We start from the raw sequence: 12,304 nt of genomic DNA, 5'->3' as shown, positions 1-12,304 counted from the left end.
GGAACCCTTCCAGGGGGCACGCGCATGAGCGGCCCCGTGGTCGCGGTCGCGGCGCCGAGCGCCGGCACCGCCTCAGTAGCCGATGGTGAACCGCCGCTGGACGAAGCGCGGCAGCTCCGCTTCGTCCACGAGCGCTACGGCCGCGTCCTCGACGGAGATGCGGCTGCGCCCCTCGGCGTCGAGCACCGGCTGGTCGCCGCCGAGGCGGAACCGGCCCGTGCGCTCCCCGGGCGCGATGTCCTCCGCCGGGCTGAAGTACGTCCAGAGCCGGTTGGACGTACGCAGCACGTTCAGTGCGTCCCGGTGGCCGCGCACCGCCGCCGCGTAGGACCGGGGCAGCCCGAGCCGGTCGAGGCTCTCGTTCAGGTGCTCGTCGGAGTCGGCGTGCACGAGGCCGGGTTCGACCTCCAGGCTGCCGGCCCCTCCGATCACGATCAGCCGGGTCCGCGGCCGGCTCTCCAGCCCCTTCAGCAAGGCCCGCGCGGCGGTGGCGAAGACCGAGGGGTCGGCCACCGAACGCCGGACCGTGTCGCCGAAGTCCGCTGCGGCGTTGCCGGGCTGGAACCCGCTGATCAGTACGTCCAGCCCGGGAAGGGCAGCGGCGACGGCCTCGGCGTCGAAGACGTCGAGCTCCTTCCAGAGGACCTCTGCCCGCTCCCCGCCCGCCCGCTCCTCGCTCTCCCGTATCCGCGAGGTATCGCGGGTGAAGGCCGTGACCTGGTGTCCCCGGTCGACCGCCTCGGCGACAACCCGGCTGCCGATGGTCCCGGTGGCTCCGATGACTCCGATGCGCATGACTCTCCCCTTCGTCGTGACAACGCAGCACAGTGCCGACGCCACACCAAGCCGTGACGCCGTGCGAAAACTATACGGCGTGAAGTTACTGCACGCGCATCACTTCCAGGACGCTGTACGGTGACGGCGTGGAGAGCGTGACGAGGGCGGCGAAGACGACGGGACGTACCGGTGGGCGCCGTGAGCGGCTGCGTGCCGAGACGACGGCCGAGATCAAGAAGGTCGCCCTGGATCTGATGGCCTCCGGCGGGCCCGACGCCATCACCCTGCGGGCCATCGCCCGCGAGATGGGCATGACCGCCAACGCCATCTACGGCTACTTCGCCACCCGCGACGACCTGGTCACCGCGCTGATCAACGACGTCTACACGGCGCTGGCCGATGCCGTGGACGCGGCCTGGGGCGCCTGCGCCCCCGTCGACGGCCCGGCCGAGCGGATCCGGGCGTGGGCGCACGCCTTCCGGGACTGGGCCCTGGCCAACCCCGAAGGCTTCCGCCTCGTCTACGGCGACCCCGTGCCCGGCTACCGGGCACCCGAGGGGGGTGCCGCTCCGGAGGCCGCCCGCCGCGTCTGCACCGGCCTCGCCGGACTGGCCGACGCCGCCTGGCCGCAGGCCGAACCCCTCTACGCGGACAGTGACTTCGACTGGCCCGATTTCGACCCCGGCCTGCTCGACAAGGTCCGCCCGGCCTTCCCCGGCCTCCCGCCCGCCGCCGTGGCCCTGGCCCTGCGGATCTGGGGGCACCTGCACGGCCTGGTGTCCCTGGAGGTCTACGGGCACCTGCGGACCCAGACCGTGAGCCCGGACAAGCTGTTCCGTGCCGAACTGGCCGGGCTCCTGCGCTCGTTGGGGCTCACGCAGAACGGCTAGCCCGGGTTGTCCGCCCTCTGTAACAGGTTGTCGATAACGGCGCTCAATCCGATCGGCGTTGTCGTACCCATGTCATAGGATCTTCACATCGCACACGCCGGGGGACCACGGCCCGCATCTGATGTGGGCCGTGCTGCTGTGCAGTGACTGTTTCCACGCAATACCGCGTTTCCACAGCCTCCCCTGCGCGCGTCCGATCCGACTTCTCTACGGGGAGAGACTGAATGCAGTTCAAGAAGTTCATGGGTCGCCGTCCGGCCGCCGTCGCGGGTGCCGTGTTCTCCGCGGCCCTGCTCGCCGCCGTTTCGGCGCCGGCCAACGCCGCCACCGCGTCCGGTGAGATGACGGACGCCGAGATGCTGAGCGTCGTCAAGGCCTACTCGGCCGCCAACCCGACCGGCCCGGAGAAGGACACGCTGATCATCGGCGGCGCCCAGGCCAGCATCAAGCAGTACCCCTACATGGCCCAGATCTTCACCCAGGACTACCAGGGCCGTGGCTACTTCTGCAGCGGCTCCGTCGTGGGCCCGAAGAAGATCCTGACGGCCGCGCACTGCCTGGCCAACCGGAACCCGAAGAAGACCGTCGTCGTCACCGGTGCCACCCACCGCGCCGACCAGAACGGCCTCTACGGCGGCAAGATGTACGCCGCCAGCAAGCACTGGATCCACGGGGCGTACAACGCCTCCAAGATCGACAACGACATCGCGGTCGTCACGCTGTCGAAGGCCACCGCCGCCAAGCCGATCAAGACCACCTGGTCCGGCGACACGGCGTCGTACAAGCCGGGCACCAAGTCCACCGCCCTCGGCTGGGGCCGCACCAGCGGCGCCGCCAACGCCTCGCTGTCGCCGAACCTGAAGAAGGTCGACCTGCCGATCCAGTCCGACTGGACCTGCAAGAACAAGTTCTGGGGCTCGACCTACATCAAGGGTCACATGGTCTGCGCGGGCAAGCCGGCCACCGGCCGCGACGCGGGCACCAACACCATCTGCAACGGTGACTCCGGCGGTCCGCTGGTCGTCAACGGCCGCGTCGTCGGCATCAACTCCTTCGTCTCCGGCCGGGGTTGCACCGACAAGGGCTCCTACCCCGTCTTCGTGAAGTACAGCTGGTACTCGAAGACCGTGGCGCCGCAGATCCGATAATCGCCGACACCAGTCGAGCGGTTCCCTGCAGCAACCGGGCGGCCCTGCCCGCCCTGATCTCTCCGGTCAGGGCGGGCAGGGCCGCTCCGCTGTCCGGCCCCTGATCACCTCGGCATCGTCCGGTACACCTGCAGCGAGGACACCTCGTACGACATCTCCTCGCAGTCCGGCTCCGGGGCGGGGTGGTAGCGGCCCGCGCTGACCGACAGGTTCACGATCAGATAGGCCCGCCAGCGGCGGCCGACTCCCCTGCGGTCGTCGAAGACCCGCTTGCCGTTCACCCACCAGGTCACCGACTTGGCCCCGAACTGCACCTTGAGGTCCACCCAGCCGCCGGGCGACACGGCGGCCGCGTCCCGGTGGTAGTGGCCGGCCTGGCGGACGTGGTTGGAGAGCTCCAGGAGATCGGGATTGTCGGGGTGGTACTCGAAGACGTCGATCTCCTGGTCCCCGTCCCGCCAGGTCCAGATGGCCGGCCAGGCGCCGATCTCCCCGGGCAGCCGGACCCGGGCCTCCAGCACGTCCTCGGTCTGCACCATGAAGCCTTCCGCGCTGCCCTCGGTGGTGAGCAGGCCGGCGTTCCACTTGCCGTCCGGGCGGCGGGTGGCCCGGAAGACACCGTCGCGGCTGTAGGAGGGATCCGCGACCAGATAGTCCAACTTGTTGTCGCCGGGATTGATCGGGCCGCCGTTCGGATAGGCCCAGGAGCGGCCTGCGACCCACTGCCTCTCCGAGGCGAAGTCGGCGGTGAACACGGGAGCCTGCGTCGTCTTGCGGGGGCGGAGCCTCTGCACTATTCGCTGGAGCACATCCCAGGTCTGCCCGAAACCGGAACCCCCGATACCGGCGCCCGGGGGGCGCAGGGACGGCACCGGCGGGGCGCACGGGAGCAGGGGCTTCTCCTCCGCCCGGGTGCTTCTGCAAGGGATCCCGGTGAATTCCCGTGACCCGTGAGCCAACGCCCGCCGGGGGTCTCGCGGTCCTGTCATTGTCACTGGCGAACAGCACACCCCGCCGGTCTACGGGACCGGAAGGAGAGGCATGAGCAGAGCCAGACAGGGGGACCCATGCTGAACGGACGCATGCGGCAGCGGCGCACCCTCACCATCGTCAGCAGCATCCTCCTCGTACTGCAGGCCCTGGTCCTCACCGGCCCGGCCCCCGCGTGGGCCGGCCAGGACCAGGCGCTCGAAACCGGCTTCGAACCACACAACGCCACGGCCAACCCGCGGCGGCCCTCGCAGGTCGCCGTCATGCGGGGATGCACGGTCCGCATCGACAACAACTTCGGCAAGGACGGCTTCCCGATCACGCGGACGACCACCGTGCCCTGCAACGGAGACCCGTCCCTCGCGTTCGACTCGCAGGGGCGGCTGTTCGTCACGCACCTCTCGTCGAGCTTCACCACCACGGCCAATCGCTTCGGGGTGGGCGTCGCCCGGATCAACGACCTGACGACGAACGGGACGCAGACCTACACCCCGGTGCAGGTCAGCCCCAACACCCCGTTCAACCACGACAAGCAGTGGCTGGTGGCCGATGCCAACCCCACCAGCCCCTACCGGGACAACCTGTACGTCGTCTGGACGCACCTCGGTACCCCGTGGCAGATCCAGTTCTCCCGCTCCGTGAACGGCGGAGCGAACTGGTCGGCACCGTCCGTCCTGTCCGTGGCCGCGGACGGGAACCCCTGGCCCTCCCACGCCGCGGTCGGCCCGAACGGCGACCTCTACCTCGCCTACCACGCCAACATCTGCAACGAGGGCGCGGACGGAGCGGCCAATCAGGGCACCGTCCAGCTCCTCCGCGACGGCTCCGGCGGCGCCGACTTCGCGGCCGGGACCGTGCAGCAGCGGACCACCGCGTTCGGGACCGGACAGGCGACGGTCACCTGCAACGTGCAGGACGGCGCGGGTGACATCCCGGGAACGGACTTCTGGCTCCAGGGCTCGATGCAGCCGTGGGTGCTGCCCGACCCCGCCCGCCCCGGCAACGTCTACGTCCTCGCCAACGACGACCCGGACAACGCCTTCGGGACCGGCGACGACTCCGACGTCCACATCGCCCGCTCCACGGACAACGGCGCCACCTTCGGCACGCCCACCAGGGTCGACCACGGGCCGGGACAGACCTTCGCGATCATGCCCACCGCCCACATCGACCAGGACGGGAACATCGTCGCCCACTGGTACGACAACCGCGGCGGCGCGAGGAACGGCGGCACCGGGCCGAACGGGAACAACAACTTCCTGCTCGACCTCTACGGCACGGCCAGCCGGGACGGCGGACTGACGTGGTCGCAGGACTTCAGGATCAGCGACGCACCCTTCGACCCCGATCTCAACGCCCGCTGCCGTTTCGGGAACAACGCGAACTGCGGCCAAGTGACCACGTCCACCCAGCAGACACTGCGCATCGGCGAGTACAACGGCGTCTGGACGGTCGACGGCATCGGCTACGCGAGCTGGACCGGCAACGCCACCCCGCCCGTTCCGGGCACCAGCCCGGCCGCCGGCGCGCAGACCACCTACTACGACACGTTCTCGGTGCTCGGCGCGTTCCCCGACGCCTTCGAACCGAACGAGTCGATCGACACCGCCGTCGCCGCCGCGCTCGGCACGAACAACCGGGTCACCAAGCCGCGGCTCACCCTGCACAGTGCGACCGACGTCGACTTCTTCCGGATCGAGCCCCGGAGGACCGGCCACCTGCAGGCCGAGATCGACTTCAACGAGGTGATCTCCGGGCTGCAGGTCCGCGCGTACGACAAGTTCGGCAACCCGGTCGCCACCGGGGCCAGCGCCACGACCAGGCCGGGCAGCTCGCTCAGCCGGCTCGCGATCCCGGTGGTCAAGGACGAGCCCTACTTCCTCGTGGTCAGCGACGCGGGCATCACCGACCCGACCAGACCGGGTGACGCCTCACCGACCGACCCGCCACAGGCCACCTACGACCTCACCGTCATCAACCGGGAGGCACCCGAGCCCTTCGGGCTCGACCTCAAGCAGGAGTCCGACTCCGGCCGGTCCGCCAACGACGACGTCACCAGGATCACCGGGCCTGAGCTCTTCCTCCGGGTGGACGACGCCGACCTGAAGGCCGCCGGCATCCCGTTGTCACCGCAGAACGCCACGACCACCCTCGCCGACGACGCCCCCGGCTACAAGGTGGCCGTGGAACGCGACGGCGAGCGCATCGGCTTCGCCCGGCCCGTGAACCCGGTCACCAAGCCCGGCCTCTACGAGATCGACCTCGACCCGGTCCTCTCGGAAGGGGAGAACCTGATCACCGCCGAGGTGATCATCGTCGATCCCTCGGACGACCCGGGTGTCCCCGGCACCGGGCACACCGTCGGATCCGGCCCGGAGAGCGCGCACCGCCTGCTGATCCAGCTCGACACGGTGGCCCCGGCCCGGCCGGCCGCCCCCGACCTGCTGGCGTCCAGTGACACCGGCGGGAACCCGATCGACAACATCACCACCATCGACAAGCCGGCTTTCGAAGGCTCGCCGGTCGAGCCGAACGCACTGGTGCGGCTGGCCGCCGACCCCGAGTCCGCCGTCGGCCCGACCGTGGTCGGCAAGGACACCGCCACCTCGGCCGGTGCGTACGAGGTCGCCAGTGACGCGCTCGACGACGGCCGGTACGACTTCACCGTCCGGCTGGAGGACCTCGCCGGCAACGTGAGCCCGGAGTCGCCGGCCCTCCCGGTGACCATCGCCAAGCACTCGCTCACCCTCACCGGTGCCGACGCGGACCTCCTGGTCGACATCGCCCAGGGCCGGGTGACCGGCTACCCGGGCATCCCGGGCGGCTTCGCCGGCATCATCGGCATCCCCGTGGTCAACCTCGACGCGAACAACCACGCCGTCGCGGTCCGGGGAGGCGCGGGCGACGAGTCCCTCACGTTCACCCCGACCGGCCCCGCCGCCGGCCGCCTGGTGCGCTCCAACTCCGACCAGGTGCTGAACTTCTCCCGCGTGGCCGGCGATGTGGCGATCGACCCCGACGGCGGCGACGACGAGGTCACCATCGTCGGCACCACGCGCGGCGACACGATCCGGGCCGTGGTGGACACCGCCACCCTGCTCCGGGTCGAGGCCCTGCCCCTTCTGCGCGCCCCCGCCCTCCAGCCGCTGCTCGGCCTCAGTGTCACGACCGCCACCACGGAACGGATCGGCATCCTCTCGCGCGGCGGGCAGGACACGATCGACATCAGGGTCAAGGACACGGTCGACGCCCAGCTGTCCGTCGACGGCGGAGCCCCGAGCAAGGTCCGGCCGGAGAAGGGCGACGAGCTGATCGTGCGCGGCGATTCGCCCAGGGCCGTGCTGCACAAGGAGTACGACGGCAAGTCCGGCTCGGGCTCCGTGCTCGTCAAGTACCCGAAGGCGACGGACACCAAGACCCGCATCGACTTCTCGGACATCGAGAACGTGACCCTCGACGACCACAAGCACAAGGACAAGGAGGGACACCACCACTACCCGTACCCCTACCCCAAGAGCTGACGGCCCGTCCGCCGCTCAGGACCTGCGCCCCGCCCCGGCACACCCGGGGCGGGGCGCACGTCCTCACCCGGACGGGCGCGCGTGCGCGAGCAGCAGCTCGGCGGTCTCCCGGGCGCGGAGGGCCGGCTCCCGGCCGGGGGAGAGGGAGGCCACCACCGTGGCCCCCTCGACCAGGATCAGCAGCTGGTCCGCCAGGACGGAAGGGCCGGAGCGATCGGGATGGCCAGGATGCCCGGGATCTCCACCCGCCAGCTCCCCCAGCAGAGCGCGGAGTTCCGTCTTGTGGACCCGCACCACATCCGGCGCCGCCGCGCCCAGCTCGCCGTAGGTGTTGAGGAAGGCGCAGCCGCGGAAGCCGGGCTCGGTGAACCAGTCCCCGAGCCAGTCGAAGACGGCGAGCACCCGCTCGCGGGGCTCCGCCGGACGGGTGGCCGCGGCCCGCAGGGAGTCCGTCCAGCGCCGGTCCCGACGCTCCAGGTACGCGGTGACCAGGGACTCCTTCGCCGGGAAGAGCCGGTACAGCCGCTTGAGCGGCACCCCCGAAGCGGTGCGGATGCGGTCCATGCCGACGGCCTGGACCCCGTGCGCGTAGAACAGCTCCTCCGCCGTGTCGAGCAGCCGGGTCCTCGCCTCTTCGTCGTCCATGACAGCAGCCTAGCCCGAATCCCCTTGCGGGGAGAACGCTCGTTCTCATATCGTCACCCCATGGCGAGAACGCTCGTTCTCGCATCGTGTGCGCCTCGTGCACCCCTCGTGCCGAAGGGACGGAACCATGACCGCGACCCGCCCGCCGTTGCCCCCGTTCACCGAAGAGACCGCCCGTGCCAAGGTCCAGGCCGCGGAGGACGCCTGGAACACCCGCGACCCCGAACGGGTCGCCCTCGCCTACACCGAGGACTCCCGCTGGCGGAACCGTGAACGCTTCCTCCAGGGCCGCGAGGAGATCCGCGCCTTCCTCACCGAGAAGTGGGAGCGCGAACTGGACTACCGCCTCCGCAAGGAACTCTGGTCCTACACCGGCAACCGCATCTCGGTGCGCTTCGAGTACGAGTGGCACGACGCCGAGGGCCAGTGGTGGCGCAGCCACGGCAACGAGCAGTGGGAGTTCGCGGACGACGGCCTGATGCGCCGCCGCGAGGCCAGCATCAACGACATCCCGATCGCAGCCTCCGACCGCCGCCTCCACGACCGCTAGCTGTGGCGGGACATGAGGCTGCTGACGTCTGATCAGCTCATCGTGGATGGATCCCGGAAGGTTGCGGTGCCCCTGGGCGTTGCCTCCAGGTATGAAGATCGGCGAAGCCTCCAGAGTCAGCGGTGTGAGTGCGAGATCGTTGCGGCACTACGAGGATGAGGGCTTGATCGTCCCTGGTCGTTTCAGCAACGGGTTCCGCGACTACTGCCAGTCCACGATCGACCGGGTGCTCGTCATCCGCACGCTGCTGGAGTCCGGGCTGCCCGTGCGATTGATCAGAGAACTCCTGCCCCGCCTCACTGACGGATCGGGTGCCGGCACGGATGCGGTGTGCGCAGAGTTCCTGCAGGAGGTGCAGAGCTATCACGATCGGCTCGCTGCCCGCATCGCGGTTCTCAGCGACCAGCAGGCGGCGCTCGACGCCTACCTGCGAGAGGCCGCCCGCCGTGCCGATCTCTGACCGCTACTTGACCTTGCCGTAAGTGTCAGGACCCTACGTTCGGTGCATGGAGATCGACGAGCGGCAGAACGCCACCGAGCAGACGGTACGAGCACTGGTCCAGCGGACGCACCGGGGACCGAAGGATCTGACCTTCACGACCGATCAGCCGCGCCCCACCCCCGGGCCCGGCGAGTATCTGATCCGTGTAGGCGCCGCCGGGGTCAACTTCGCTGACGTCATGCAGACCCATGGAACCTACGGCGGAGGACCGCAGGCCCCCTATGTGGCAGGCTTCGAGGCGGCCGGCGAGATCGTGGGAGTCGGCCCGGACGTCGGGAATCCGCTGCAGCTCGGCACCCACGTCGTCGGAGCCGGCCCGGGCGCCTTCGCGCAGTACATGACGATGCCGGCCGCGGGTGTGCTTCCCGTGCCGTCCGGCTGGAGCGACGCCGAAGCCCTCGGGTTGGTGCTCAACTGGGCCACCGCCTTGGCGGCACTGAAGCCGCTGGGTGAGATCAAGCCGGGTGAGGCAGTACTCATTCATGCCGCTGCCGGAGGTGTGGGGCAGGCCGCCGTTCGTCTCGCCCGCCACTACGGTGCGCGCGTGATTGCCACGGCCTCACCGGAGAAGCACGACACCGTCAAAGCCCTCGGCGCCGATGAAGTCCTGGACAGCCGGCGCCCCGGTCTGGCAGGGGAGATTACCCGCCTGACCGGCGGTATCGACCTGGTCCTGGAATCGGTGGGACAGGCCACGTTCAAGACCAGCCTGTCCGTCACGAAACCCTTCACCGGACGCGTCGTCGTGTTCGGCGCCGCTTCCGGCGACGCCACCCTCACCACACGCGACCTGGTCTTCACCCACCAGGTCCAAGTGAAGGGTTTGCACATCGGTGCACTGGCGGTCGCGGCCCCGTCCATGTACCGGTCGTTGCTCATCGAGATCGAGGCCCTCATCGCCCAGGGCGTCTACCCGCCTGGCACTCCCCGCGTCCATCCCCTGGCCGAAGGGCCGGCAGTGCTGCAGCAACTCGAAGCGGGCCAGAGCCGTGGCAAGCTCGCCCTCGATCCCTGGCTCTAGGACGCGCCGCAGTCATCAGGCCAAGGCCGTCGAGCGGCGCAAGCCGCCGCCCCGCACCGCCGGCGCTGCGGCCGGTAGTGGCCCGTTCGCTCCCGGTTGCGAGCCGGTGGGTGTCACCCGATAGTGGGAAAGGCCGGGGCGCCCGGACCGGTGAACAGAGCCGGGCCCGTCCGGTCCACCTGAGCATCGCACCCGTCACGCCACGGGCCTCCGGATCCGGCCGACCGCCACCCATGGTCACCGCCCGGCACGGTGAAGTCCGCCCCGTGCCGGGCGGTTTGGTCCCTGATCAGGTCGTTCAGCCGTCTCCCCAGCGAGCCCAGCCACGGCAGGTCGGCTCTGGCCACCGGCCCGTACTCCAGCGACGGGCAGCCGTCGGGTGGCTGTGCCAGAGCCGGATATCCCGCCAGGCCCACCCTCGCCCCGGGGTTGCGCCGCCGGAGTCCGTCCACCAGGGCGGCGTACTCGGCGTCCAGGTCGGCGAACCTCTGGGACAGCCAGACCGCACCGTCCCCCTCCGTGAAGTACGCCGTGCAGGGCGCGCCCAGCCCCAGCGCGGCACGGCCCCGCTCCCGGCACTCGCCGACGATCTCCTCCAGGCCGAGCGGGGCCCGGCCCGGGTCGGCCGGGCGCGAGGGCGGCGCCGGTTCAGGTGCCGGCGGAGGTTCGGCCGAGACGGGCGCGGCCGCCGCCCATGCCCCCGCGAGGGCGGCGGTCACGACGAGTGCCAGGGTCTTGAAGGCTGCTTTCCGCATGGCTGTCTCCTCTGGTCGGGAGCCGGGAAGCTCCCGGCTCACGTCACCAAAGGTAGCCAAGGCGATTACGGAGCGTAATCCCTCGAACGGGTGCTACCGCTTCTCTCCGGCCGCCTCCCGGCCGCCCCGCCCCGCCGCCCGTCACTCCGGTTCGGCCGCCACCAGTGCCAGCAGCCCGGGGAAGCGGCCCTCGATCTCCTCCCGCCGCAGGCTCGCCATCCGGCTGTTGCCCCGGTTGACCTGCCGTATCAGGCCGGCCTCGCGCAGCACCCGGAAGTGATGGGTGGTCGTGGCCTTCGAGACGGGAAGGTCGAAGGAACTGCAGGTCCGCGCCGCCCCGTGCGGCGCGGCCACCAGAGCCCGCACCACGCGGCGGCGCAGCGGGTCGGCGAGCGCGGCCAGGACCGCGCCGAGCTCGATCTCCTCCGGGGCCGGGTGACCCTCGCCGTCGGGCATCTGACATCTCCTCAAGGTATGGCTTGCATCGTACCTGGAGGGCTTGTAGCGTCCGGCAGGTACGAAAACGATCTTACCTGTGGAGAAGGGGACCCCCCTCATGGAGCAGCCGTTCACCCTGGTCGGCTTCGCCCGCCCCAAGCCCGAGCGCGTCGACGAACTGCGCGCCGTACTGGCCTCGTTCGTCGAGCCGACCCGCGCCGAACCGGGCTGCCTGGAGTACCACTTCCACGAGGACCGCGCCGAGCCCGGGGTCTTCGTCTTCTACGAGGCGTGGCGCTCCGAGGCGGACCTGGAGGCCCACCTCGCGCTCCCGCGCATGCAGGAGTTCTGGGAGCGCCGGATGGACTACCTGCAGACGGACTTCGACATCCGCTTCCTCGACATGATCAGCCCCTACCTCCGCGCCTAAGCCCTGCCGGTGTCCGTGTGGTGGGCCTGGGTGATGAGGTCGATCGCGACGGACAGCGTGGCCTGCCGCTTCTCCTCCTGGTCGCCCTCCACGTGCTGGAGGAACATCATCCCGGCGTGCATGGTGAACAGTGCGCTCACGCACCGCACCTGATCGGTCATCGGGGCGTCGGGTGCCCTCAGCAGGTCCACCATCGTGAACATCCGCTGCTTGAAGATCTCGCCGATGCTCAGCTCGCGCAGCGTCGCCTGGTTCTCCTGCATGAACCGGTACAGCGGGGAGGCGAACGACAGCGCCTCGCTGTACCGGCGCAGGATCTCCTGCTTGGTCTCCAGGGTTCTGGGCTGTGTCCCGGCCCAGGCGATCAGCTCGTCGATGGGCCTGGTCAGGTCCTCGAAGATGCTGATGATGATCTCTTCCTTGGTCTTGAAGTGGTAGTAGAGCGCCGCCTTCGTGACCTCCAGGCGCTCCGCGATCTCGCGCAGCGAGGTCTTCTCGTACCCCTGCTCGGCGAACAGCTCCAGCGCGACGTCCTGGATGCGCTGGCGCGTATTGCCTCGGCGCGTGCTGGACATGGCTCTCCCCATTTACTTACTTGACGCCCGGCTAGTTACGGGTCTACCTTCCCCAGTGTAGT

The 12,304-nt window shown here is 70.0% G+C and carries 13 protein-coding genes; 7 read left to right on the top strand and 6 right to left on the bottom strand.

The window, feature by feature from the left end:
• Positions 1 to 72: 72 nt before the first annotated feature.
• Complete coding sequence (locus ACGFQ9_RS16315; protein WP_393574452.1) at positions 73 to 795, bottom strand: NAD(P)-dependent oxidoreductase; 723 nt, start codon at positions 793 to 795, stop codon at positions 73 to 75.
• A 128-nt stretch (positions 796 to 923) separates the two neighbouring features.
• Between ACGFQ9_RS16315 and ACGFQ9_RS16310 the strand changes: the two genes are divergently transcribed.
• Together ACGFQ9_RS16310 and ACGFQ9_RS16305 are read left to right on the top strand one after the other, a co-directional pair.
• The gene (locus tag ACGFQ9_RS16310) at positions 924 to 1,667 is read left to right on the top strand and encodes a TetR/AcrR family transcriptional regulator (protein ID WP_393574451.1); all 744 of its coding nucleotides are present in this window, start codon (positions 924 to 926) and stop codon (positions 1,665 to 1,667) included.
• A 224-nt stretch (positions 1,668 to 1,891) separates the two neighbouring features.
• Positions 1,892 to 2,815: a S1 family serine peptidase gene (locus tag ACGFQ9_RS16305; protein WP_393574450.1), complete on the top strand. Its 924-nt coding sequence runs from the start codon at positions 1,892 to 1,894 to the stop codon at positions 2,813 to 2,815.
• Positions 2,816 to 2,919: 104 nt separating this feature from the next.
• Here the strand turns inward: ACGFQ9_RS16305 and ACGFQ9_RS16300 are convergent, their stop codons facing one another.
• Positions 2,920 to 3,624: a beta-glucanase gene (locus ACGFQ9_RS16300; protein ID WP_393574449.1), complete on the bottom strand. Its 705-nt coding sequence runs from the start codon at positions 3,622 to 3,624 to the stop codon at positions 2,920 to 2,922.
• Positions 3,625 to 3,882: 258 nt separating this feature from the next.
• Here ACGFQ9_RS16300 and ACGFQ9_RS16295 point away from each other — a divergent pair, with 258 nt between their 5' ends.
• Positions 3,883 to 7,326 carry an Ig-like domain-containing protein gene (locus tag ACGFQ9_RS16295; RefSeq protein WP_393574448.1) on the top strand — a complete coding sequence of 1,148 codons (3,444 nt, stop codon included), beginning with the start codon at positions 3,883 to 3,885 and terminating at the stop codon, positions 7,324 to 7,326.
• 63 nt (positions 7,327 to 7,389) lie between these two features.
• Here the strand turns inward: ACGFQ9_RS16295 and ACGFQ9_RS16290 are convergent, their stop codons facing one another.
• Entirely contained in the window at positions 7,390 to 7,971 is a 582-nt protein-coding gene (locus tag ACGFQ9_RS16290) for a TetR/AcrR family transcriptional regulator (protein ID WP_393574447.1), read from the bottom strand.
• 127 nt (positions 7,972 to 8,098) lie between these two features.
• Here ACGFQ9_RS16290 and ACGFQ9_RS16285 point away from each other — a divergent pair, with 127 nt between their 5' ends.
• The 3 genes from ACGFQ9_RS16285 to ACGFQ9_RS16275 all read left to right on the top strand — a co-directional run bounded on the left by ACGFQ9_RS16285 (position 8,099) and on the right by ACGFQ9_RS16275 (position 10,044).
• The gene (locus tag ACGFQ9_RS16285; protein ID WP_393574446.1) at positions 8,099 to 8,521 is read left to right on the top strand and encodes a DUF1348 family protein; all 423 of its coding nucleotides are present in this window, start codon (positions 8,099 to 8,101) and stop codon (positions 8,519 to 8,521) included.
• Positions 8,522 to 8,612: 91 nt separating this feature from the next.
• Positions 8,613 to 8,981 (top strand): MerR family transcriptional regulator, encoded by a 369-nt coding sequence (locus ACGFQ9_RS16280; protein ID WP_393574445.1) that lies wholly within the window; start codon positions 8,613 to 8,615, stop codon positions 8,979 to 8,981.
• A 46-nt stretch (positions 8,982 to 9,027) separates the two neighbouring features.
• Positions 9,028 to 10,044 (top strand): NADPH:quinone oxidoreductase family protein, encoded by a 1,017-nt coding sequence (locus ACGFQ9_RS16275; RefSeq protein WP_393574444.1) that lies wholly within the window; start codon positions 9,028 to 9,030, stop codon positions 10,042 to 10,044.
• Between the two features lie 113 nt (positions 10,045 to 10,157).
• On the opposite strand, the gene ACGFQ9_RS16270 is transcribed toward ACGFQ9_RS16275, so the two are convergent.
• Both ACGFQ9_RS16270 and ACGFQ9_RS16265 read right to left on the bottom strand, forming a co-directional pair.
• Positions 10,158 to 10,799, bottom strand: coding sequence for a hypothetical protein (locus ACGFQ9_RS16270; RefSeq protein ID WP_393574443.1), 642 nt, complete (start codon positions 10,797 to 10,799; stop codon positions 10,158 to 10,160).
• 141 nt (positions 10,800 to 10,940) lie between these two features.
• Complete coding sequence (locus tag ACGFQ9_RS16265; RefSeq protein WP_393574442.1) at positions 10,941 to 11,255, bottom strand: ArsR/SmtB family transcription factor; 315 nt, start codon at positions 11,253 to 11,255, stop codon at positions 10,941 to 10,943.
• A 79-nt stretch (positions 11,256 to 11,334) separates the two neighbouring features.
• On the opposite strand from ACGFQ9_RS16265, the gene ACGFQ9_RS16260 reads away from it, so the two are divergent.
• The gene (locus tag ACGFQ9_RS16260) at positions 11,335 to 11,667 is read left to right on the top strand and encodes a putative quinol monooxygenase (RefSeq protein ID WP_393574441.1); all 333 of its coding nucleotides are present in this window, start codon (positions 11,335 to 11,337) and stop codon (positions 11,665 to 11,667) included.
• Here the strand turns inward: ACGFQ9_RS16260 and ACGFQ9_RS16255 are convergent.
• Positions 11,664 to 12,242 (bottom strand): TetR/AcrR family transcriptional regulator, encoded by a 579-nt coding sequence (locus ACGFQ9_RS16255; protein WP_393574440.1) that lies wholly within the window; start codon positions 12,240 to 12,242, stop codon positions 11,664 to 11,666. The genes ACGFQ9_RS16260 and ACGFQ9_RS16255 overlap by 4 nt on opposite strands.
• Positions 12,243 to 12,304 lie beyond the last annotated feature (62 nt).

The sequence above is a fragment of the Streptomyces sp. NPDC048603 genome, assembly GCF_043199475.1.
Classification (GTDB): domain Bacteria; phylum Actinomycetota; class Actinomycetes; order Streptomycetales; family Streptomycetaceae; genus Streptomyces.
The sequence above is the reverse complement of the archived record's forward strand: the minus strand, read 5'-3'. Positions and strand labels throughout refer to the sequence as shown.